The sequence below is a fragment of the Acinetobacter oleivorans DR1 genome (assembly GCF_000196795.1).
Lineage (GTDB): Bacteria > Pseudomonadota > Gammaproteobacteria > Pseudomonadales > Moraxellaceae > Acinetobacter > Acinetobacter oleivorans.
Genome location: NC_014259.1, coordinates 1,037,232 through 1,059,479 on the forward strand (window position 1 = coordinate 1,037,232; position 22,248 = coordinate 1,059,479).

Below are 22,248 nucleotides of genomic sequence, written 5' to 3' on the forward strand. Positions count from 1 at the left end.
AATTATTTTTCTATAAAAAAAGATGGCTAAATTATGCCATCTTTTATTTATAAAATTTATTGTGCATCTGTGCACAATTTGATGTTTTTAGTGCGAATCTACAGGGTAGAGTTTTGCAGCACTATGTTCACTTGATGAAAAAATAGAGAAGAGGCTAGAAAACCACATTGCAATTTTTTGGAAAATATTGGCTTCTTCAATATGTACGTTATCTTCGATTTGAAGACTACGGATCAGTTGATTATTTTGATAAATCGATACTGTGGCTAAGCTCATTACTTTCATTAACGGCGCAGTTAATTGTTTTTCATTTAACTCAATGTTTACACGTGTTTGAGTCGTTTCGAGCGGAGCAATAACCTTTGGCTGAAGGTTACTATCAAGTACTTGAACGCGCTGAGTTAGATTATCAAAATTATTTAAGTCAATTGGTGCTGGGTCAGCATATAAAGAGGTCGTTACAATCGTAGGCTGCTTTGTCGCTACCTTAAACATCTTTAAAGTCGACTTTACAACAGGCAGCTCGGCAATTAATTTTTGCTCAGGAATAATGACTTCATCACGTGTATAGGTATAAGCAAGATTCATTAATTTATCTGCAATCTCAGCTCGTTTTACCGCACTTGGTGTACCTAAAACGATTACTAATAAACGTCTTTGAGCTAAGTCAGATGAAAATGAAGGACGTGAAGCCGTTAATGCCAAATTATAACCCGCTGCTTTAGTGTAGCCAGTTTTTAGACCATCAACAGATGGATCATATTTCAAAGCCAGGTTAGTCGCATGGTGAAAACGTTGATTGTAGCTAAAGCTTGGCATTTTTGAATAATGCAAATATTCAGGTGTTTCTTTAATTACAGCCTGACCTAATAAGCTTAAATCATGTGCTGTAGTGTAGTGATCCGGCATCGTAATTCCAGGAGGGTTACTAAAATGGGTATCTTTCATACCCAAAGCCTGAGCTTCCTGATTCATACGTTGTACAAAATGGGGAACATCACCAGAAATTTTTTCAGCTAAGGTCACGGCTGCATCATTCGCAGACATAACAATTAAACCTGCCAATAACTGATCAACAGAAATTTGTTCACCAGCTTTAAGATACATTTGTGATTCATCCCACTGCACGACACCAACTACTGGTGTTGCAGTAATGATTTCTTCTTTTTTCAGCTTTCCGGCTTTAATCTCTTTTAAAGCAATATAGGCAACCATCATTTTGGTTAAAGATGCTGGCGCACGTTGCACGTGGCTATTATGCTCGGCAATGATTTGACCCGATTGAGTATCTACAATAGTCCATGCAGCGGCTTCAACACTTTCAGGTGCAATATTGAGTAGCGCAGCATTGGTTAGAGTGGTGCAGAAAATACTGAAGAGGGTAAAAAGAGATAGAAAAAATTTCACGGATGACCTTAACTTTTACTGGCAAATACGGGACACAGATGCACAGCATGCTATGCCTTTTTTTAATGGATGGCTAGTGGAAATTGTTGCCAAAAAATACATGTACGCAAGACGATACAAAAAAGTGATAATCTAATGCGAAGCCGTTCTTATTTTTAAATTGAAGAATTTATGTTGCATTATCAAATTGAGTTCGATGATTACAAACAACACCTTGTTCACGTTACAATTCGTTTTTTAGCCAATCCGAATCAGGAACTTTGGCTGCCAACGTGGATTCCGGGTAGTTATCTAATTCGAGAGTTCTCAAAACATATTGAAGCCGTTAAAGCTTATGATGAAGCTGGACGTCTGTTGGATATTAAAAAAACGAGCAAGAATCGTTGGCGTTTATTTAATACCGATCATGAGTTAATGACGATTGAATATGATGTATATGCATATGATTTGTCTGTACGTGGTGCATATGTCGATCAGACCCGCTTATATATCAATCCAGCATGTGTATGTTTAGCTTTAGAAGGCCAAGAACAATCTGCTTGTGAAGTCGAAGTGTTCTTGCCAGATGAATTAAAGCATTTTCAGTTAGCAACAGGTTTGGCTTCAAAAAGTCTAGTTAAAGGTCGCTTTACTTTAAAAGCTGATCATTATGATCAATTGATTGATAGCCCGTTTGAATTGGCTGATCAAACACGTTTTCGTTTTGAAACACATGATATTGAACATGAGTTTGTAATTTCTGGCCCACATAATGCCAATGTTGATCGCTTAAAAGCCGACATTGAAAAGATTTGTGCAGCCGAAATAAATATGTTCGGTTCAGCGCCATTTAAAAACTATACCTTTATGACGATGGCAACAGGGAATAGTTATGGTGGATTAGAACATTGTAATAGTACAAGTCTGATTACACCGCGTGACGATTTGCCAAAATCAAATGAACCAGCTGAACCTTCTAAAGATTATCAACGCTTTTTAGGCTTATGTAGTCATGAATATTTTCATTCATGGTTAGTAAAGTTTATCCGTCCAGAAAACTTTGCAAATTATAATTTGCATCAAGAAGGTTATACCTCTTTACTTTGGATATTTGAAGGCTTTACTTCATATTATGACGACTTGATTTTATTGCGTAGTGGTGTAATTTCTCAGAAGTCTTATCTTGATTTACTCAAAGCACAAATTGATCGCTATTTACAAAACCCAGGCCGTTTTGTTCAAACAGTGGCCGAATCAAGTTTTGATGCTTGGATTAAATTTTATCGTCAAGATGAAAACTCAAATAACGCGGGTACGAGTTACTACAATAAGGGTGCTTTAGTTGCGTTGTGCCTAGATTTAGGCTTACGTCTACGTGGTTCTAGTCTTGATGCTTTAATGCGTCGATTATATGAAAATACTCAAAATGGTATGCAAGTAAACGAAAGAACCATTTTTGATTTATGTAAAGAACTGACGGGTGATAATTGGATTGAACAAATTAATCATCTGATTAACACGACTGATGAATTACCACTTGATCAATTGTTTCCTGAGTTTGGCCTAAGCTATAGAGTTAAAACCGACAAATCTTTGCCATTAGGCCTAAAACTTGCTGATAAGCCTGAAGGTGTGCTTGTGCAAAGTGCCCGCCGTGATAGTGCAGCAGCGAAAGCAGGTATTTCTGCCAATGATGTGATTATTGCAATTGATGGTTTAAAAGCATCCACTAAGCTTATTGAGAAGTATGCAAAGCAGGGCGGAACTTATACTGTCTTTGCTTTCCGTCGTGATGAGTTAATCTCTTTTGAAGTCGATTGCGCTACATCTGATTTAACCGAAGTTGAACTTATCGTTGAAGATCAAGCTAAAACTGAAAAATGGTTAAAAGCTTAGATTAAAGCTAAATAGTTTATAAAAAACCGATGTTTTGCACATCGGTTTTTACTTTTAAGTCCTTCCAGATGGCGAAACCCGTTTTGCCTTTGAGTTTATTTTGAATGAAAAGTATAATAATTGTCAGAACACTGAAAGATATCTCATGTAATTTAATGATTTTTAATGCCTGAAAAGTGATCTGAATGTGCGTATTACAATGACTTAGATATCAGAAAATTATCTATATATTTGAATTATGTATTATTTCGCTGCGAAATGTCGTTATCACTGGATATTTCGTTGACTGGAAGGCAATGAGAGCCGATACTCTCAGGGTTTTATTTAAGCATATCGGTTCGTAGGCACTGGGCCAAAAGCTCGGTCCTCAACACTCAATCAAACGGAAGGGGCTATATATGGCTGGTGAAAAGTCAACTATTATTTACACACTGACTGACGAGGCGCCACTATTGGCGACCTATTCGCTACTGCCGATCATTGAGACCTTTACTAAGCCAGCTGGCATCGAGATTATTAAAAGTGACATCTCTGTAGCTGCACGTGTGCTCGCAGAATTCGCTGATTACCTAAGTGAAGAGCAAAAGGTATCCGACAACCTTGCAGAGCTTGGTCGTCTTACACAAGATCCAGATACTAACATTATCAAACTCCCGAACATTAGTGCGTCTGTTGCGCAACTAACTGCATGTATCAAAGAGCTTCAATCAAAAGGTTATGCAATTCCTGATTATCCGGAAAATCCTGCAACCGAAGAAGAAAAATCAATCAAAGCTCGTTATGGTAAGTGCCTTGGTTCAGCAGTAAACCCTGTCCTTCGTGAAGGTAACTCTGACCGCCGTGCACCAGCAGCAGTTAAAAACTATGCGAAAAAACACCCTCATTCAATGAGCGAGTGGAAACAGTGGTCACAAACACATGTTTCACATATGGAAGAAGGTGACTTCTACCATGGTGAAAAATCAATGACACTTGATCGCGCACGTAATGTGAAAATGGAACTTATCACGACCAGTGGTAAGAGCATTGTTCTTAAGCCAAAAGTTGCGCTTCAAGAAGGCGAAATCATTGACTCAATGTTCATGAGCAAGAAAGCACTTTGTGATTTCTATGAAAAAGAACTTGATGATTGTAAAGAAGCGGGAATTTTATTCTCTCTACACGTAAAAGCGACAATGATGAAAGTTTCACACCCGATCGTTTTCGGTCACTGTGTGAAAATCTATTACAAAGAAGCTTTCGAAAAACACGGTAAGTTATTTGACGAATTAGGCATTAACGTTAATAACGGTATGGCTGGGTTATACGAGAAAATCGAAACTCTTCCTACTTCATTACGTGAAGAAATCATTGAAGACTTACATGCTTGTCAAGAACACCGTCCTGCACTTGCAATGGTTGACTCGGCAAAAGGCATCACAAACTTCCACTCACCAAACGACATCATCGTTGATGCTTCTATGCCAGCAATGATCCGTGCTGGTGGTAAAATGTGGGGTGCTGATGGTAAGCAATATGATGCTAAAGCTGTTATGCCAGAATCAACATTTGCCCGTATTTACCAAGAAATGATCAACTTCTGTAAGTGGCATGGTAACTTCGATCCGAAGACTATGGGTACTGTACCGAACGTTGGCTTGATGGCTCAAAAAGCTGAAGAATACGGTTCTCACGACAAGACTTTTGAAATTTCTGAAGCTGGTATTGCAAACATTACCGATCTTGACACTGGTGAAGTGTTATTGACTCAAAATGTTGAAGAAGGCGATATCTGGCGTATGTGTCAGGTTAAAGATGCTCCGATTCGTGACTGGGTAAAACTTGCAGTAACTCGTGCACGTAACTCAGGCATGCCTGCGATCTTCTGGCTTGACCCGTACCGTCCACACGAAAATGAATTGATCAAGAAAGTACAAACGTATTTAAAAGATCATGACACGACTGGCCTTGATATCCAGATTATGTCTCAAGTTCGTGCAATGCGTTACACACTTGAGCGTGTAGTACGTGGTCTAGATACTATTTCTGTGACTGGTAACATCTTACGTGACTACTTAACTGACTTGTTCCCAATTATGGAACTTGGTACTTCTGCGAAAATGTTATCTATCGTTCCGCTTATGGCGGGTGGTGGTATGTACGAGACTGGTGCGGGTGGTTCAGCGCCAAAACACGTACAACAGCTTGTTGAAGAAAACCACTTACGTTGGGATTCGCTGGGTGAGTTCCTTGCTCTAGCAGCTTCTTTAGAAGAAATGGGCATTAAAGAAAATAATGCTCGTGCTAAGTTACTTGCGAAGACTCTTGATGAAGCAACTGACAAGTTACTTGATAATGGTAAGTCTCCATCACGCCGTACAGGTGAGATTGACAACCGTGGTAGCCATTTCTACTTGTCACTTTACTGGGCAGAAGCACTTGCTGCACAGAACGAAGATGCTGAGTTAAAAGCTAAATTTGCTTCACTTGCAAAAACATTAGCTGAAGAAGAACCGAAGATTGTTGCTGAACTTGCTCAAGTACAAGGTAAGCCAGCTGACATCGGTGGTTACTATGCAATTGATAAAGCAAAAGTAGATGCTGTAATGCGTCCAAGTGCTACATTTAATGCAGCTCTTGCAACTGTTGGTGCTTAATTACTAACTCGTTAGTGAATAGCTCAAAAGCCGGTGTATAAACACCGGCTTTTTTTATTTTTATAAAAATAAATGGCATTAAAAAAGCCCACCGAAATGAGCTTTGAAAATTTAGATATTAACGACTATTACGTCCGCGACCACGTGGTGCTTTTGTATTTGGACGAGTTGTACCATTAGTCTTACGACGTGGCTTTTCACTTTCATCCATTTGCCAAATACGTTTTGTACCAGACTTTTTCGCAGAACCATCTTTGTTTTTACGAACCATCGGTTTGCCGCCAGTACCACCTGGTTTTTTCACATATGAACGTGAACGATAAGGCTCTTCCGCAGGAACATCTTTAAAGTCAGGATAAAGCAAAGGTTCGATTTCTTTCACATCTCCAGGCCTTAAACCGAGTTGAACTAAATCAATTGAACCAATTTTAGTACGAATCAAACGTAAAGTTGGAAAACCTACCGCAGAAGTCATACGACGAACTTGACGGTTACGGCCTTCGCAAATTGAAATTTCGACCCAAGATGTTGGAATATTTGCGCGATAGCGTACAGGTGGGTTGCGTTCCCATAACCATTCAGGTTCACTTACTTTAATGGCAGTAGCTGGAAGCGTCATACCATCATTAAGTTCTACACCTTTACGAAGCTGCTCAAGCGCTTCTTCAGTTACATCGCCATCAACTTGAACTAAATACGTTTTGTATTTTTTATTTGCAGGATTGGTAATGAACTGATTCAGACCACCATGATCGGTTAAAAAGACTAAACCCTCAGAGTCCATATCAAGACGGCCTGCCAAGCGCAAAGTCGGGTCATCAACAAAGTCCGAGACGGTCATATGTGCTTCGTCTTTACGAAACTGGGAGAGAACGTCATAAGGCTTGTTGAGAATGACAATTTTCATAAAAAATGGCTTCTTCTTTCAAATAACTAGAGAAAACATTGAGCTATATTTAAGTGTGAAATTTGCTTATTTCCCACATAAATCTCAAAAAGAATTAAATTCGATTAAGCTATTATGCGTTAATAAAAGTTGAAAGTATTGTTTATCGATAATTATTTTTAGTTAATTAAGTATTATAAAAGGGAGAATTTACACAATGGGTTATCAGAAGATCGTGGTTCCTGCTGACGGTGACAAAATTAAAGTAAATGCAGACCTGTCACTGAACGTACCAAATCATCCAATTATTCCTTTCATTGAAGGTGACGGTATTGGTGTGGATATTACACCAACCATGAAAGCAGTCGTGGATGCTGCTATTTTAAAAGCTTACGGTGGCAAGCGTTCAATCGAATGGATGGAAGTGTATTGCGGTGAAAAAGCCAATAAAATTTATGGCAACTACATGCCGGAAGAAACTTTCGAAGCACTTCGAGAATTCGTTGTATCAATCAAAGGTCCGTTAACGACTCCAGTGGGTGGAGGCATTCGTTCACTCAACGTTGCCTTACGCCAAGAATTAGATCTATATGTTTGCGTACGTCCAGTACGTTGGTTTGAAGGCGTTCCTTCACCTGTTCAGCACCCAGAATTAACAGATATGGTGATTTTCCGTGAGAACTCGGAAGATATCTATGCAGGGATTGAATGGAAAGCCGATTCTGAAGAAGCTAAAAAAGTGATTAGGTTTCTTCAAGAAGAAATGGGTGTCACAAAAATCCGTTTCCCTGAAGGATGCGGAATTGGAATTAAACCTGTATCTAAAGAAGGTTCACAGCGTTTAGTCCGTAAAGCCATTCAGTTTGCAATTGAAAATGACAAGCCTTCTGTGACCCTTGTTCACAAGGGAAATATCATGAAATACACCGAAGGGGCATTTAAAGAGTGGGGCTATGAACTGGCTCTAGATCGTTTCGGTGGAGAACTAATTGATGGTGGTCCATGGGTTAAAATTAAAAATCCTAGAACTGGTAAAGACATCATTATTAAAGATGTCATTGCAGATGCATTCTTACAACAAATTTTAATGCGTCCAGCAGATTACTCGGTTATTGCTACTTTAAATTTAAATGGTGATTATATTTCTGATGCTTTGGCAGCAGAAGTAGGTGGCATTGGTATTGCCCCTGGTGCAAATATTGGTGGTGCAATTGCAGTTTATGAAGCAACTCATGGTACTGCGCCTAAATATGCAGGTCAGGATAAAGTAAACCCAGGTTCTATTATTCTTTCTGCGGAAATGATGCTACGTGATATGGGCTGGATAGAAGCTGCTGACCTGATCATTAAAGGAATTGCTGGAGCGATTGCAGCTAAAACCGTAACTTACGATTTTGAACGCCTAATGCCGGGTGCAACCTTATTACGTTGTTCTGAATTTGGTGATGCGATTATCAAACATATGGAAGATTAAATAAATTTTGCATAAGAAAGCCCTCGATTGAGGGCTTTCTTTATTGCATAAATTCTGGATGCTTCGGAGTTTTAATAAAACCAGTTTTCTTTTGATAACTCTGGTCTAGGGCTTGAATAACAAGAACGAAAGCAACTAGAAATAAAGGAAAGAGCAGAGTTTTCACGATTTGGTTTCTCCGAGAGTTGAGGTGAAAGAAGGGCGTACAGGAAATAAAAGGCAAACCGCAAAAAGAAGAACGATTCCACCCAAAAGAAAGAGGTGGGCATAAGACCAATGCAAATGATGCAAAGTACTAATGACAACCCCACCTAAAAGCTGAGTGCTAGCAAACCCAATGGTGGCAAGGCTCCAAAGCTTTTGATAACGTTGCTCATAAATCTGTAGCAGACTATAAGAACTAATAAATACGGTTGCAGGAGTCAGTAAGCCTGTCAGAAGTGAAGACAAAGCTAGTAAAGAAGTGGTCTGTGAAAGGAAAGGTAAAACAACGGCTAGGCAGTAAATGCCATAGAGCCATTTAATGGCCTGTATATATCCCACTATTCGGCTTAAGTAATAAGCGACAAATGCACCAATGCAGCTTCCCACTCCGTAGAGAACCCAAAATAAATTCCTTTGCTGCAATGGAAAATGCAGAGTTCGAGATAAATAATCCATCCAAAACAAAGAATGTGGAATATAGGCAAAGGCACTACACATATAGGCAATAATAATGACAAGGCCTAAACGTGATTTTTGTGAGGTTGCTAGAGTTGTCGATTGCGGTTTAATAATCTGGGCCGTATTACCACTTAATAAGCGATAAAGAGTTAAGCTTCCTAATAAAGAAATACCCGCAAAAATATCCCAAACATAATGCACGGGCATATTTTTAAGTAAGGGAATAATAATGGTGGCAGATAACACACCCACACCAATTCCGCTAAATCCTAAAAAGTTAACTTTTAATCTTTGCGTGGTGGGGATGTATTTCATTGCAAAGCTAGGCGCCAAAATCATAAGTAAGCCACCAGCAATACCTGAAATTGTGCGCCAGAAAATGAACCACACCAAAGGCATATCCATGAATGAACAGCATAGTAGGCTGAGGCTACCGGCTATAGTCGAAAGTACGATCATGGATGGGACGTACTTTTCTTTAATACTTAATAGCGCTAATAAGGCACCAATGAGATATCCCAATAAATTTGCGCTGCCTAAGTAACTGGCAAAATCATGGGTCCAGTGGTACTGCTCGATCATGATGGGCATGAGTGCGGTATAGGAAAATCTAAAAACACCAATTCCCAAACAAGTTGCCAAAAAGACAATTAAGCTCATTCGATAAAACGTAGACATGAGAAGACGCTCAATTTTTTTATTATTAAAAGCGAGTTTATCAATCATTAAAAATGATTTAATATGATGGTAATTATCTTATTTTGAGATAGTGAAATGTTACTTAAGTCTTTAGAGTTTTTTTTAGCTGTTGCAGAGAGTGGAAGTTTTTCATTGGCTGCCCAAAAAATGTATACGGTTCAATCGAATATCACGAGCCATATAAAAAAACTTGAAGAAGAGTTAGGGGTTATTCTATTCAATCGTAATAACCCTGTGACTTTAACGAATGCCGGACAACAGCTACATAGTTACGCTGTTCAAATGATTGCACTGCATGACAAAGCTAAAAAGATCTTTCAAGAAGGTGATATTGACCCGAATGAAACCATTCGTTTGGGCAGCATGGAAACAACCGCAGCAATACGTTTGCCACAGTTGCTCAATCAATCTATGCAGCAATATCCTACTTTGCCCATCGAGCTTCAAACTCATCCAACCCGTTATTTATTAAATGCGGTACATCAGGGGGAATTGGACTGTGCTTTTATAGCATCTAAACATTCGATTCCTGAGTTATATAGTTTTCCTGTGTGGCATGAAGAGCTGGTTTTGGTTTGCCCTAAGCAACAACAGAGTTTTCCAGACAAGGCAACCCTAGCAAAGACCAGATTTATTGCATTTCGGCAAGGTTGTTCATATCGACATGCCATAGAGCTTTTCTTGAATGACTTTAGTATTCCGCCTTCGCAAATTATGGAAATGGGAAGCCTTGACGGAATCGTGAGTTGTGTAGAGTTGGGCGTTGGTTTTGCTTTATTACCGAAATCATATCTCACAAAAGTTGCAGATAAAGTTTTAGTTAATTGTTTTGGACTAAATACGGAATCTGCTTTTTTCACTACATATTTAGTTGCCCAGTTACCAGAAACATGGGGAACCAATTTAAAGCAATTTATTCATTTTATTGAGCAACAATTTGAATTAAAGGTTGCTTAAGTAGAGGCTGGTTTTTATACATAAATATCTCACTTAATTTATAAATTAAAAGTGATATATATGTATTTAAAAGTCATTTTATATTCTCACGCAAGTTTGTAATCATCTTGATGCTATAAAATTGTTGAAAAGGGTAGTTTATATAGACCGGCTATGGTCAAATATGCCCCCTTGAAAGATGACACAAGCAATAATTTGGAGTTTGGGAATGAATATACCCTTAATCATTAATATTGTGGTTTTTGTCGGGTTAATATTTTTACTCGCCCAAACACGTAAAACAGACTGGAGCTTATCGAAAAAAGTTCTGGCTGGCTTAGTTCTAGGTGTAGTGTTTGGTTTAGGACTACATTTGATTTATGGCGGTGGCCATCCGATTCTTGCTGAATCTATTAGCTGGTTTAATATCGTTGGAAACGGCTATGTAAAACTTTTACAAATGGTCGTTATGCCTTTGGTATTTGTGTCTATTTTGGGAGCAGTTGCAAAATTACACCAAGCCTCATCTTTAGGCAAAATCAGTTTTTATACGATTGGCACTTTACTCTTTACAACGCTGATTGCTGCACTCGTAGGTGTATTTGTTACTAACCTATTTGGCTTAACGGCAAAAGGTTTAGTGCAAGGTGCTGCTGAAACTGCACGCTTAACTGCCATTAATACAGATTATGTAGGCAAAGTTACTGATTTAAGTGTACCGCAATTTATTCTTTCCTTTATTCCAAGTAATCCATTTGCTGAATTAACTGGTGCAAACCCAACTTCAATTATTAGTGTGGTTATTTTTGCTGTCTTTTTAGGTATAGCTGCGCTTAACCTAATGAAAGATGATGCAGAGAAAGGCCAGCGTATTCTGACTGCAATTCAGACTTTACAGTCTTGGGTAATGAAGTTGGTTCGTTTAGTGATGACACTTACACCGTATGGTGTTTTTGCCCTCATGACCAAAGTTGTGGCAAGTTCGAATGTGGCAGATATCTTAAATCTAGGCGGTTTCTTGGTGGCATCTTATTTAGGTTTAGCCATCATGTTTGTCGTGCATGCCATTATTTTGACCCTGACAGGCGTTTCTCCAGTTAAGTTCTTCAAAAAAGTTGCTCCTGTTCTGACTTTCGCATTTACCAGCCGTTCAAGTGCTGCCAGTATTCCACTGAGCATTGAAACGCAAACTCGCCGTTTAGGTATTCCTGAATCTATTGCAAGTTTTTCTGCTTCTTTTGGTGCGACCATTGGTCAAAATGGTTGCGCGGGTTTGTACCCAGCAATGTTGGCAGTCATGGTTGCGCCAACCATGGGAATTAACACGCTAGATCCAATGTGGATTGCATCGTTAGTGGGTATTGTGACTTTAAGTTCAATTGGGGTTGCCGGAGTAGGTGGTGGTGCGACTTTTGCTGCACTGATTGTTCTTCCTGCTATGGGCTTACCTGTGACTTTAGTTGCATTGCTGATCTCAATCGAACCCCTCATTGATATGGGACGTACTGCGTTAAACGTAAATGGTTCAATGACTGCCGGCGTAGTTACGAGCCAATTTATGGGACAGACCGATAAAGATATCTTAAATAGTGAAGATGAAATTGAGTTAACTCAACATCATTAAGACTTAGTATTAAACGGCTCATCCACTTTGGATGAGCCGTTTTTTTTACATGCTTAAATTGCCCCTGTGATGTTAATTTTTAAAAAACTGTATCTGTTTTTCTTTTAAATAATTTTCGAAAATGGATCTATTACAAAAGAGAGCACTATCATGAAAATGTATCAAGTCGATGCTTTTACAAAAGAGTTGTTTCGTGGCAATCCTGCGGCTGTGATTGTTGAAAAAGAGTGGCTAAATGTAGATTTAATGCAAAAGATAGCACTTGAAAATAATTTATCTGAGACTGCTTTTGTAAAAATCATAGACGCTGAAAATTATGAAATTCGTTGGTTTACGCCAACAGTTGAAGCCGATTTTTGTGGGCATGCGACTCTTGCTAGTGCTTTTGTAATATTTAAAGATTTTACGGAAAAAAAGACCATTAATTTTCATGTCCGAAACTTAGGTCTTTTTATCGTTCATCAAGATGATGATGGCAAAATCAGAATGAATTTTCCAATTCGTAAAGCTCATCAACTCGAAGATTATCCGGCTGTTTTACGTCAAGCATTAACCAAACCCTTTAAAGCGGTTTATCAAAATGATTACGCTTATATTGTTGAATATGAGTCAGTGCAAGATGTGTTGGATGAGCAGCCTGATATGAGTTTGCTCAAAACTTTAGGTAAGTTACGTACTGCTATTACAGCAAAAGACATGGATGTTGCAATTACCTCAAAAGCAGACCAGCAATACGATTGTGTATCGCGTTATTTTGCACCTGTCGCGGGTATTAATGAGGACCCTGTTACAGGTTCAGTTCACACCGCAATAGCGCCGTTATGGGCAGAAAAGCTGGGAAAAAATAATATTTTGGCTTATCAGGCTTCTAGCCGTGGAGGCGTTTTATATTGCAATATCCTGTCTGAAGAGCGTATTGAAATTTCAGGGTATGGAAAACTTTATATGCAAGCTGAAATTTTTCTTTAAAATATAAGGCCGTTTAAATAAACGGCTTTTTTTTCAAATCTTTACTATTAATGTCAGCTTAAATTTCCTACTATAGTCCCACAACTATTGATTTTTTATTATTCAAATTAATTGGTATTTATATGTTTATGCAGTTTAAACAACTGACTCTCTCCCTATGTATTCTTGGTTTAAGTGCTGCTTCTTTTGCACAAACCACACTAGTAAAAAGCAAGCAAAATATTGAGGAATATAAATTAGATAATGGTTTTCGGGTTGTACTTGCACCGAACGACAAAGAAAATAAAATCTTTATTAATACCATTTATTTAACAGGTTCATTAAATGACCCACAAGGTAAAAGCGGTTTAGCTCATCTGCTTGAACACTTGGCTTTTAAAGGGACAAAAAATGTTAAAGGGGAAGAATTCCAGCGTCGTCTAGATCAATATACTTTGATGACGAACGCCAGCACCGATTATTACTCGACCAAATATACCAATATCGTTCGTCCGGAAAAGACTGCGCTCAATGAAGTGTTATATCTTGAATCGGAACGTATGGACAAATTAGTTCTCCAAGAAAAATTTGTTCCTTCTGAAATTGAAATCGTAAAACGCGAACGTGAAGTCCGTATGGATCAGCCTTTTGCTGTCCTGATGGATCAAATGTGGAAGTCAGCTTATGGTAACCAATATTTAGGTCGTTTACCGATTGGTGATTTACCTGAGCTTAAATCTATTAAAATGCCTGAATTGAATCAGTTCTATCGTAGCTGGTATGCGCCTAATAATGCAGTCATGGTGATTTCAGGTAAGTTCGATAAGACAGATGTTTTAAAAACCATTGATCAATACTTTAGCCCAATCGCGGCGCGTGATGTTCCTAAGCCTGTACAGATTCCTGTGCTCGACTCTACAAAAATAAAAAATCGTCAGTTTGTGGTGAAAAAGGGGAGCGATCTCGCTAAATTCCATATCTATATGAATGGTAAAAATACCAAAATTCAGCCGACGCTCGCTTTAGCGCCTTTGTTATATACCATGCAGCCAAGTGGTCATTTATATCAGAATATGGTTGAAACAGGCATTACCACAAATGTTGATGCGAGTACGTGGTTAGACCAAGATTTTAATGTGGTGTTTCTGGGTGCCATTTATGCACCAAGTAATGACCCTAAAAAAGTTGAAAGCTCTTTGCTCGCTGGTATTGAGAAAGGAAAGCCTTTTACTGAAGTTGAATTAAATCGTGTTAAGAGTTTAATGAAAACTCAAGGCGATTTAATTACTAAAGATGCGGTAGCACTTGGGTCACGTTTAAGTGATTACACTGTCGCTGGCGGTCAGTGGGATCAATATTTTAAAGATTTAGATTCAGTAGAAAACGTTAAGTTAGACCAAGTGAATCAAACTTTAAAACAATTCCTTGTGGCTGAGCATCGAATTGACGGTGATATTTTGCCAACACCTGAAGATCAGAAAAAAGCTCAACAGCAGAATGCAAAAGAAGCACCTAAGACTTTAGATCAGGTAGAAGCAAAGGCAGAGCCTTTAAAAGATCCAAAGGTATATCAACAAGAAGTTGCGGAGTTTTTAAAAACTTCTAAGCAATATGTTGAAAGCAATGAGAAAAAGATTATCCGTGGAAAACTGAAAAATGGAATGAAGTATGCTTTATTCCCAGTTGAAACACGTGATGATCGTACTTATGCAACGATTACGATGGACTTTGGAACAGAAAAATCTTTATTTAATAAGGGTACGGTCGTTGATTTAACTTCATACTTATTGCTTCGTGGTTCTGATAAATACAGTTTGCAAGATATTGCTGATAAATCCATTGATGCGGGCGGCGCGGCTTATGCAAGTGCTGACGGCAATGGCATGACCATTAATATTCAGTCTAAATCAGAAAAATTTGATGAGTTTTTCGAGTTTGTTCTGGATGTGATGAAAAATCCGAAATTTGAGCAATCTCAATTTGATTTAATTAAATCGCAAAGTTTATCAAGTCTTGATCGTCCTTATACCGAGCCAGATGTCGTGGCTGGCTTAACACTTTCACGTTTGCTTGAAGAATATCAACCGGGTGATTTGCGTTATCACTTTGAACCTGAACTGGCAAAACAGCAATTGAAAAATGCAACTCAAGAGCAAGTGAAAGAGTTGTATGAACGTTTCTTTGCAATGAACCATGCTCAAATTGCTATTACGGGTAAATTTGATGCGAAAAAAATGCAGAAATTACTTAATCAGGAATTTGGTCGTTGGAATGGTAAACAGCCTTATCAAAAAATCTTGATTAATCATGTTGATTTTCCAGCTCAGCAAGTTCATGTTTTATCTGAGCAGCGCGAATTTGGTAGCTATCAGAGTGTGCTTTCAATTCCAGTTGGGAAAAACCATCCAGATGCATCTGCATTAATTTTACTTAACTATATTTTAGGTGAGTCTCAAATTTCATCACGTTTGGCTCAAGAGCTTCGTGAGAAAAATGCGCTAGTTTATGGTTTTGGAAGTGGGCTGCAACTTGACCGTGATACGAATGTAGGGGCCTTAAGCATTAGTGCAAATTATACTTCTGGTCGCTCAGCACAAGTATCTGCATCAATACATAAAGTGTTAAATGACTTGTTGAAAAATGGTGTGACTGAGCAAGAGCTTGAAGCTGCTAAAGCAGATATCATGAAGAAACGCGTTACGGCATTAGAAGATGAGCGTAATATTCATGGAATGTTAAATCTACAGCTTGAAACAGATAAAACATTACAAGACCGTGTTCGACATGATCAGAACTTGACTAAACTGACTGTTGATGACGTAAATGCAGTAATTAAAAAGTATATTAAACCTGAACATTTAGTCGAAGTGATGGCTGATCAGTATGGTCAGGCAGCAAAAAAATAAAGTCTTATCGCAAATAAAAAGCCACTAAATTGTGGCTTTTTATTTGGATGTTTAAATCATCTTAATGATCATGTTTATGCGCATGAAAATCTTCATTTTTACGGAAACGTAAATAATTTTCGAACTGTTCACAGTACTCATCAAAGTTATCTTCAAGCATCATTTGAAATTGTTGCACAAGATAAGACATCACTTGATCTTTAGCAGCGCGCATTTCTTCGCCATCTTTAAAATTATTTGCTGCTACCCACGTGTTAAAACGGGCACTAGCAAACAACATTGCTGCGCTTACTTGACCACGCAGTTCGGCTGGATCTGGCTTTTCACCTTTTGGCGGGCGACAAAAATCATTGGCTTGTTTAATGAATTCATCCGCACGCTCAAAGAAAACCGCATTTAACGCTTCTTCTTCAGTAATATCTGTTGCATTAATCTTTTGAGACATGACTTATTCCCGCAAAAATAGAGCTGCTTATTATAGGCAAACGCTTGCGGAAACAAAACCTTTGACTTAGTCTGTAAATAGCCTAAGTAGTGGTTGGAGAGTCTAATATGCAAGATGCGATTGCTATTCAAAGTTTAAAAACAGATATTGCTTTATTACGCCAGCATGTTTTTCCACCTCAATATTTAGAGCATGTCGAAGGGTTGCCGATTTATTATGGCTTGCAAGAAGAAGTCGAAAATTATTATCGCCAATGGCAAGGTCTAATTGAAAGGGCACAAGAACTTTTCCAGCCATTTATGGAAGATGAATTACCAGATGCCATTCATTTGCCAAGTCATTTAAATTTACCGCTATTCTTTTTTCATGTAGACCGAATTCGGATTAATAAAACACGCGCAAAAGAATCGAAAACTTTCCGTGGTGTTGCAAGTCTTATCGAAAAGTGCGGGCAGTTCGAAACTGATCAGATTTTTACGATGCAAGAATGGTTGCAGAGCGATGATACCGCGGCTTTAGTTGCTCACCGTGAATTTATCGATTTAAGAACGTATGTATTCCAGCACGGGCAAAGTGAATATACCCGTTCGCGTTTTTATACTAATGGTATTGTGTTAGGGGTAGAACCGCATTTTAAATTGGTCGATGCCCGTGATAAGCCAAGAAAGCAACGTAGTGATAGCTATAACGACCCATTAGCAGATAATGGCGTGTGGAAAGTATTTGGTAAGTACCGATAAAAAGTCGCTGCTTGTTTACAGCGACTTTTTATAAATTACCAAAAAGTTTCAGTTTGACTAAAAGTTTGTAAAGCTTTGGCAGACCGTTTTTGTAGGTGAGGTTGTTTGGCTTTTACCCAGCCTAATGCAAACCAGAAAGATGAGTCATTTTCGACAACTTTATTGAAAATACCTTCCGCAATAAATAAGTCGTTATATTGACCTAAGGTGTTTTGTACAGGTTGTAGATGTTTTAAATATTGCTGTACTTTCTTGTCAGGATAAAGACTTGAAATAAATTCAACACAATAACGTAACTGCTTAGCTGTCTTTCGTATTTTGTGCTGTTCAGTCACTTCAAGCTCAGAGAAGTGCTCAGCATTGCTAATCACTTTATGATGTAATTTATCTAAACTCTTTTTAATATGTTTTTTTAACCCACCTGTTTTGTTCTTTGAATCTTCTTCTGAATACGCAAATGCTAATAAATCGAGTAATAGCTTAATCGTGTCCGCAGAGGTAAAGATTGTTGAGAGTTCTTTTGAGGGCTGAACTGAAACGGGTAGTAAAAGCTCAGGTGAACCATGTTGTTGAATGACAGGTAACACCTCGGTACGAATAGCATCTTCATCACGAGTGTCTCCAAGCTTACGGAAAAGCTCCGCAATTTGTTCTTCCCAAATAGGATTTAGCTCGCTTGACCAACCAGAGAAGTGTTTTAGTGCACTGCGTAAACGACGTAAACTTACACGTGCCTGATGAATATGCTCAGGTTCGGCAACACCATCGGCAATTACAGCCATATTTGGTAAGAATTGTCCTAAACAGTTTTCGATAATCTTTTTTAGAGCCTGTTCAGCAGTAATATCTTTATTTAATGTCAGCGCTTTGGCATGTACAGCGGGTGAGGCTGCTTGCCCCAGTGCTAATAAATTCCCACGCTCGGCTTTACTTCTGACATCAAGCCAAAGGGCATAACGATTAATCCATTGCTGTGCAAATTGAATTAGCGTTTTTACTGCGCCTTGCTTAAGTTCAAATTCGACTTCACAAATTATACTTTGTGTATCTGCAGTTTTTACGACGCCGTCATCTAAACAAACTTCAATAGCTGTATTATCTGCTTCAAACACATGATAGGTGCGCTGTACATCGGTCTCAAACTGCAAACTTAGTTTTTCAGCTTGCGTTCCTAAAACCGCATTGATTAAATCAGTTACGACTTTATTATCTTGATATAACGCAAGGTTTAAGTCAGGTTCTTGGTCACACGCACCTAAATGAATTTCTTCTTCAACACGGTGCAGGTGGCTTTGACCTGCGGCTTTAAATGTTTGTACCCATTGATTATCTTCTTTACGTAAACGTAGAGCCATGCCATTTTTTGCGAGTAATCGATCAGGGGTATCGTAATACTTTGCCTGTAAGTGAATATATTTCGCTTTATGTTTTTTTAAGTATTGCTGGACAGTTTTTTTCTTCGATTCAGGTAACTGAAACTTTAGTTCGACTTCGACCATAATATATCTCCCTGAATCAGGTATTTAAACTATCTTGAATAAGTATAATAGCTTAGTCCTAAAAGTAATGCTTTTGATAGAGAAAGTTACAATCAAACATATGACGCTAGGCTTTTATTTAGGTGTACAATCAGGTGACGTTTTGATCAAATAAAAATCAGGAAGATGATCGTGAATGCACCAGTAAACTTCAACCATGAAGCTCAGCCAGAGTTTGAATTGCCGATTAAAAACTATCAGGAATTTTATCGTTTTTATTTAACCGAACACCGTAACATCATGAGCAGACGCTTGCATGTGGTGGGTAGCAGTATTGGCATATACTTTTTTTCAAAAGCAATTCGTAAGAAACAAGCCAAATATGTGCTTTATGGTTTGGTAGCGGGTTACGCAAATGCATGGGTTGGACATTTTGTGTTTGAAAAAAATAAGCCTGCCAGTTTTAAACAACCTTTCTATAGCTTTATTTCTGATTGGCGAATGCTATCTGATGTTGCACGTGGTCGTTTGAGTTTGACTGATCGCAAGTTTGATAAAATACCAAGTTAATTTTTACTTTCTATTCTAAATATACCGATTGGTACTGGTAAGCCTATATCAATCGGTACTTATGATGTCCTATAAATCCGTTATACTAGCGAAGTTTTTTAAAGCGAGAGTAGAGTATGCGCGGTTTATATCTCATTACCAATGATGACCCAATCCAATTATTATTAGAAAAATTAGACGCCGCACTCGCAACTCATCAGGTCGCAATTTTACAGTACCGCCGTAAGAAAGTAGAAAAAGCAGACCAACCCGCAGAAGTTGAACAGATCAAACTTTTATGTGAAAAATATCAAGTTCCTTTTGTGATTAATGATGACCTAAAACTGGCCGTTCAGTTTGGATTAGGTGTGCATTTAGGGCAAAGTGACGGTGAAATTACTGATGCAAAATCGCAATTACCAGAAGGCGTCATTATTGGTCGTACTTGTCTAAACTCATTAGAACTCGCCCAAAAAGCAATTGCAGATGGCGCGACTTATATTGCATTTGGTGCAGTCTACGCGACCTCTACAAAACCTGAAGCAGGTAATGTGGGTATTGAAGTGATTAAGCAAGCAGCAGCCCAATATGATTTACCAATTTGCGCGATTGGTGGTTTAACTGTTGAAAACTCAAAACCTGTGATTGAGGCTGGGGCTGACCTCTGTGCAGTCATTAGTGATATATTAGACCGATCAACTGCTGAAATTCCTGCCCGTGTACAGGCCTGGGCACAATTATTTTCTTAAGCTTTCAAAATTATTTTTTAGATATTTAAGACGAGCATTTCCATGAGTTTATCTCCAAAGCAAGAACAGTTATTTAAACAAGCCAGCAAACACATTCCAGGTGGTGTGAACTCTCCGGTACGTGCCTTTAATGGCGTTGGAGGAACACCTGTTTTCATCGAGAAAGCAAAAGGTGCTTATTTATGGGATGTAGATGGTAAGCGTTATGTTGACTATGTTGGTTCTTGGGGACCAATGATTTTGGGTCATGCTCATCCAGAAATTATTAAAGCAGTACAAACAGCCGCAGAAGATGGTTTAAGTTTTGGTGCGCCAACCGTACACGAAACAACATTGGCAGATATTATTTGTGAAATCATGCCATCAATTGAATTGGTGCGTATGACGAACTCTGGTACAGAAGCGACCATGACGGCTATTCGTTTAGCGCGTGGTTACACTGGCCGTGACAAGATCGTGAAGTTTGAAGGTTGTTACCACGGTCACTCTGACTCACTTTTAGTAAAAGCAGGTTCAGGCTTACTGACTTTAGGTGAGGGTGAACCGACTTCAAAGGGTGTTCCTGTTGATTTTGCTAAACACACTTTAACGTTACCTTACAACGATATTGCAGCATTAAAAGAATGTTTTGCCAAATTTGGTCATGAAATTGCTGGCGTTATTATTGAGCCTGTCGCGGGTAACATGAATATGGTGAAACCAATCGACGGTTTCTTACAAGCTATTCGTGATGTGTGTGATGAATATAAATCTGTATTTATTATTGATGAAGTGATGACAGGTTTCCGTGTTGCTTTAGGTGGTGCTCAATCGGTTTATAACGTTAAACCTGATTTAACAACTTTAGGCAAAATTATTGGTGCTGGTTTACCTGTAGGTGCATTTGGTGGTAAGCGTGAAATCATGGAATGTATCGCACCTTTAGGCGGCGTATACCAAGCAGGTACATTGTCTGGAAACCCACTTGCTATGCGCGCGGGTATCGAGATGTTTAAACATTTACGCCAACCAGACTTTTACAGCAATTTATCTGCTCAACTTGAAAAGTTACTTGCAGGCTTACAAGCCGCAGCTAATGAAGCAGGTATTCCATTTAAAACTCAGCAAGCTGGTGCAATGTTCGGTCTTTACTTTACAGACCAAGAAGACATTACAAGTTTTGACTCTATGTTGGCGTGTGATATTGAAGCTTTCAAAAAGTTCTTCCATGGCATGTTAAAGCGTGGAGTAAACTTGGCACCTTCAGCATTTGAAGCAGGCTTTATTTCATCTGCTCACTCTGATGAAGATATCGAATATACGATTCAAGCTGCCAAAGAAACTTTCGCTGAAATGAAGTAAGCAAAAAAGCCCGTTTAAAACGGGCTTTTTAATTTGAGCTATTTTTATATTTGTAGAGAACAATGTTTTATCCCTTACCTCGAAAAATCCAATTAGCAGCAAATACTTCAAATTGGTCGATTGAGTCTACGCAAAGTATTTTGCTCATGGTTGGGCTAAATGAACTTGAAAAATCACCTGACTGGGCACACCAGCCATTAGCTGATCATTTAGAATTGCTAAGTAAAAGAGCACAAGCACTCGAAATTCCAGTTATTTTTATTGATGCATCTCAGCTTCAACAAACCATGTTGCAGTTAGGGCAGCGACTGTCATCAAATAGCAAAGCCCAAGTTGTGATGGCTGGTGATTTGTCACCTCTGTTTAAACAAGTCATGCAGCTTGTTTTATCTATTACCGATTATGTAGCTATTGTAAATGATGCGATCTTGGCGGCGAATCTAGAGCAGCACATTCAATGGGTTGAAAAGATCAGTTTTGACCATATAAAACATTTAAATACACAGACCTTAATGCGCCTATGGTCTTTAAGTGCGCCGTCTGAATATATTTTGTCGGATAAAGGAATCTTATTGGCAATTGCTGAACAAGTGGGGCGACACCCGATGGAGATTCATCCTGAAATTGATTTACGAAACTACGGTTTAGATCAGTCTGCTGTTGATTATCTGGTCGAACTGTGGCGTGCGAATGGTGCGAGCTTGAGCACTGAAGAGATAATGCAAGCACCGACATTGCAGCATATTATGCAGTTATTGAAGCCTTGATTAACTATAGACTCCAAGTGATCCATAATATTTGCAAATTATGCTGTTAATTTACCCGAACGGCATTGTAATTCGGACGTAAGCTTTTTATTATTGCCCGCTTGTTTTTCATCTTGCCTTGGGAA

General features: G+C 38.6%; 18 protein-coding genes. 12 read left to right on the forward strand and 6 right to left on the reverse strand.

Translation table 11 applies throughout. The features are described 5' to 3' along the window. Positions 1-87 precede the first annotated feature (87 nt). Complete coding sequence (locus AOLE_RS04870; protein WP_013197118.1) at positions 88-1,407, reverse strand: D-alanyl-D-alanine carboxypeptidase PBP6B; 1,320 nt, start codon at positions 1,405-1,407, stop codon at positions 88-90. A gap of 171 nt (positions 1,408-1,578) precedes the next feature. On the opposite strand from AOLE_RS04870, the gene AOLE_RS04875 reads away from it, so the two are divergent. Together AOLE_RS04875 and AOLE_RS04880 are read left to right on the forward strand one after the other, a co-directional pair. After that, entirely contained in the window at positions 1,579-3,282 is a 1,704-nt protein-coding gene (locus tag AOLE_RS04875; RefSeq protein ID WP_013197119.1) for a M61 family metallopeptidase, read from the forward strand. Between the two features lie 398 nt (positions 3,283-3,680). Beyond that, on the forward strand, positions 3,681-5,918 hold the full coding sequence (locus AOLE_RS04880; protein WP_005307379.1) for an NADP-dependent isocitrate dehydrogenase: 2,238 nt from the start codon (positions 3,681-3,683) through the stop codon (positions 5,916-5,918). A gap of 118 nt (positions 5,919-6,036) precedes the next feature. Here AOLE_RS04880 and AOLE_RS04885 read toward each other — a convergent pair whose 3' ends face one another. Beyond that, positions 6,037-6,825: an rRNA large subunit pseudouridine synthase E gene (locus AOLE_RS04885; protein ID WP_004790791.1), complete on the reverse strand. Its 789-nt coding sequence runs from the start codon at positions 6,823-6,825 to the stop codon at positions 6,037-6,039. A 196-nt stretch (positions 6,826-7,021) separates the two neighbouring features. Between AOLE_RS04885 and icd the strand changes: the two genes are divergently transcribed. After that, positions 7,022-8,278 carry an NADP-dependent isocitrate dehydrogenase gene (icd, locus tag AOLE_RS04890; protein WP_013197120.1) on the forward strand — a complete coding sequence of 419 codons (1,257 nt, stop codon included), beginning with the start codon at positions 7,022-7,024 and terminating at the stop codon, positions 8,276-8,278. 40 nt (positions 8,279-8,318) lie between these two features. On the opposite strand, the gene AOLE_RS19725 is transcribed toward icd, so the two are convergent. Together AOLE_RS19725 and AOLE_RS04895 are read right to left on the reverse strand one after the other, a co-directional pair. Next, positions 8,319-8,444, reverse strand: a complete 126-nt coding sequence (locus tag AOLE_RS19725; protein ID WP_013197121.1) for a hypothetical protein — start codon at positions 8,442-8,444, stop codon at positions 8,319-8,321. Next, positions 8,441-9,667 (reverse strand): YbfB/YjiJ family MFS transporter, encoded by a 1,227-nt coding sequence (locus AOLE_RS04895; RefSeq protein WP_013197122.1) that lies wholly within the window; start codon positions 9,665-9,667, stop codon positions 8,441-8,443. The genes AOLE_RS19725 and AOLE_RS04895 overlap by 4 nt, the downstream gene beginning before the upstream one ends. 48 nt (positions 9,668-9,715) lie before the next feature. Between AOLE_RS04895 and AOLE_RS04900 the strand changes: the two genes are divergently transcribed. The 4 genes from AOLE_RS04900 to AOLE_RS04915 all read left to right on the forward strand — a co-directional run bounded on the left by AOLE_RS04900 (position 9,716) and on the right by AOLE_RS04915 (position 16,054). Then, a complete protein-coding gene (locus tag AOLE_RS04900; RefSeq protein WP_013197123.1) occupies positions 9,716-10,597 on the forward strand; it encodes a LysR family transcriptional regulator in 882 nt (293 codons plus the stop codon). Between the two features lie 208 nt (positions 10,598-10,805). Continuing rightward, complete coding sequence (locus AOLE_RS04905; protein WP_005307367.1) at positions 10,806-12,200, forward strand: L-cystine transporter; 1,395 nt, start codon at positions 10,806-10,808, stop codon at positions 12,198-12,200. Between the two features lie 150 nt (positions 12,201-12,350). Then, positions 12,351-13,169: a PhzF family phenazine biosynthesis protein gene (locus AOLE_RS04910; RefSeq protein WP_013197124.1), complete on the forward strand. Its 819-nt coding sequence runs from the start codon at positions 12,351-12,353 to the stop codon at positions 13,167-13,169. Between the two features lie 122 nt (positions 13,170-13,291). Beyond that, complete coding sequence (locus AOLE_RS04915; RefSeq protein ID WP_013197125.1) at positions 13,292-16,054, forward strand: M16 family metallopeptidase; 2,763 nt, start codon at positions 13,292-13,294, stop codon at positions 16,052-16,054. 61 nt (positions 16,055-16,115) lie between these two features. On the opposite strand, the gene AOLE_RS04920 is transcribed toward AOLE_RS04915, so the two are convergent. After that, positions 16,116-16,499 carry a DUF3144 domain-containing protein gene (locus AOLE_RS04920; RefSeq protein WP_004790823.1) on the reverse strand — a complete coding sequence of 128 codons (384 nt, stop codon included), beginning with the start codon at positions 16,497-16,499 and terminating at the stop codon, positions 16,116-16,118. Between the two features lie 107 nt (positions 16,500-16,606). Between AOLE_RS04920 and AOLE_RS04925 the strand changes: the two genes are divergently transcribed. Next, positions 16,607-17,239 (forward strand): hypothetical protein, encoded by a 633-nt coding sequence (locus AOLE_RS04925; RefSeq protein WP_004790825.1) that lies wholly within the window; start codon positions 16,607-16,609, stop codon positions 17,237-17,239. Between the two features lie 35 nt (positions 17,240-17,274). Here AOLE_RS04925 and AOLE_RS20870 read toward each other — a convergent pair whose 3' ends face one another. After that, on the reverse strand, positions 17,275-18,738 hold the full coding sequence (locus AOLE_RS20870; protein WP_013197126.1) for a CYTH and CHAD domain-containing protein: 1,464 nt from the start codon (positions 18,736-18,738) through the stop codon (positions 17,275-17,277). Positions 18,739-18,903: 165 nt separating this feature from the next. On the opposite strand from AOLE_RS20870, the gene AOLE_RS04935 reads away from it, so the two are divergent. The 4 genes from AOLE_RS04935 (at position 18,904) to AOLE_RS04950 (ending at position 22,123) form a co-directional block, all read left to right on the forward strand. Continuing rightward, positions 18,904-19,287 carry a DUF962 domain-containing protein gene (locus AOLE_RS04935; protein WP_043961951.1) on the forward strand — a complete coding sequence of 128 codons (384 nt, stop codon included), beginning with the start codon at positions 18,904-18,906 and terminating at the stop codon, positions 19,285-19,287. A 116-nt stretch (positions 19,288-19,403) separates the two neighbouring features. Next, positions 19,404-20,015 carry a thiamine phosphate synthase gene (gene thiE, locus AOLE_RS04940; RefSeq protein ID WP_013197128.1) on the forward strand — a complete coding sequence of 204 codons (612 nt, stop codon included), beginning with the start codon at positions 19,404-19,406 and terminating at the stop codon, positions 20,013-20,015. A 42-nt stretch (positions 20,016-20,057) separates the two neighbouring features. Beyond that, positions 20,058-21,356, forward strand: coding sequence for a glutamate-1-semialdehyde 2,1-aminomutase (hemL, locus tag AOLE_RS04945; protein WP_013197129.1), 1,299 nt, complete (start codon positions 20,058-20,060; stop codon positions 21,354-21,356). Positions 21,357-21,418: 62 nt separating this feature from the next. Continuing rightward, positions 21,419-22,123: an isochorismatase gene (locus AOLE_RS04950; protein ID WP_013197130.1), complete on the forward strand. Its 705-nt coding sequence runs from the start codon at positions 21,419-21,421 to the stop codon at positions 22,121-22,123. Positions 22,124-22,248: the final 125 nt, after the last annotated feature.

Coding starts and splice junctions, on each gene's coding strand:
- AOLE_RS04875 (WP_013197119.1), top strand. CDS start 1,579: ATGTTGCATTATCAAATTGAGTTCGATGATTACAAACAACACCTTGTT.
- AOLE_RS04880 (WP_005307379.1), top strand. CDS start 3,681: ATGGCTGGTGAAAAGTCAACTATTATTTACACACTGACTGACGAGGCG.
- AOLE_RS04885 (WP_004790791.1), bottom strand. CDS start 6,825: ATGAAAATTGTCATTCTCAACAAGCCTTATGACGTTCTCTCCCAGTTT.
- icd (WP_013197120.1), top strand. CDS start 7,022: ATGGGTTATCAGAAGATCGTGGTTCCTGCTGACGGTGACAAAATTAAA.
- AOLE_RS04895 (WP_013197122.1), bottom strand. CDS start 9,667: ATGATTGATAAACTCGCTTTTAATAATAAAAAAATTGAGCGTCTTCTC.
- AOLE_RS04900 (WP_013197123.1), top strand. CDS start 9,716: ATGTTACTTAAGTCTTTAGAGTTTTTTTTAGCTGTTGCAGAGAGTGGA.
- AOLE_RS04905 (WP_005307367.1), top strand. CDS start 10,806: ATGAATATACCCTTAATCATTAATATTGTGGTTTTTGTCGGGTTAATA.
- AOLE_RS04910 (WP_013197124.1), top strand. CDS start 12,351: ATGAAAATGTATCAAGTCGATGCTTTTACAAAAGAGTTGTTTCGTGGC.
- AOLE_RS04915 (WP_013197125.1), top strand. CDS start 13,292: ATGTTTATGCAGTTTAAACAACTGACTCTCTCCCTATGTATTCTTGGT.
- AOLE_RS04920 (WP_004790823.1), bottom strand. CDS start 16,499: ATGTCTCAAAAGATTAATGCAACAGATATTACTGAAGAAGAAGCGTTA.
- AOLE_RS04925 (WP_004790825.1), top strand. CDS start 16,607: ATGCAAGATGCGATTGCTATTCAAAGTTTAAAAACAGATATTGCTTTA.
- AOLE_RS20870 (WP_013197126.1), bottom strand. CDS start 18,738: ATGGTCGAAGTCGAACTAAAGTTTCAGTTACCTGAATCGAAGAAAAAA.
- AOLE_RS04935 (WP_043961951.1), top strand. CDS start 18,904: ATGATCGTGAATGCACCAGTAAACTTCAACCATGAAGCTCAGCCAGAG.
- thiE (WP_013197128.1), top strand. CDS start 19,404: ATGCGCGGTTTATATCTCATTACCAATGATGACCCAATCCAATTATTA.
- hemL (WP_013197129.1), top strand. CDS start 20,058: ATGAGTTTATCTCCAAAGCAAGAACAGTTATTTAAACAAGCCAGCAAA.
- AOLE_RS04950 (WP_013197130.1), top strand. CDS start 21,419: ATGTTTTATCCCTTACCTCGAAAAATCCAATTAGCAGCAAATACTTCA.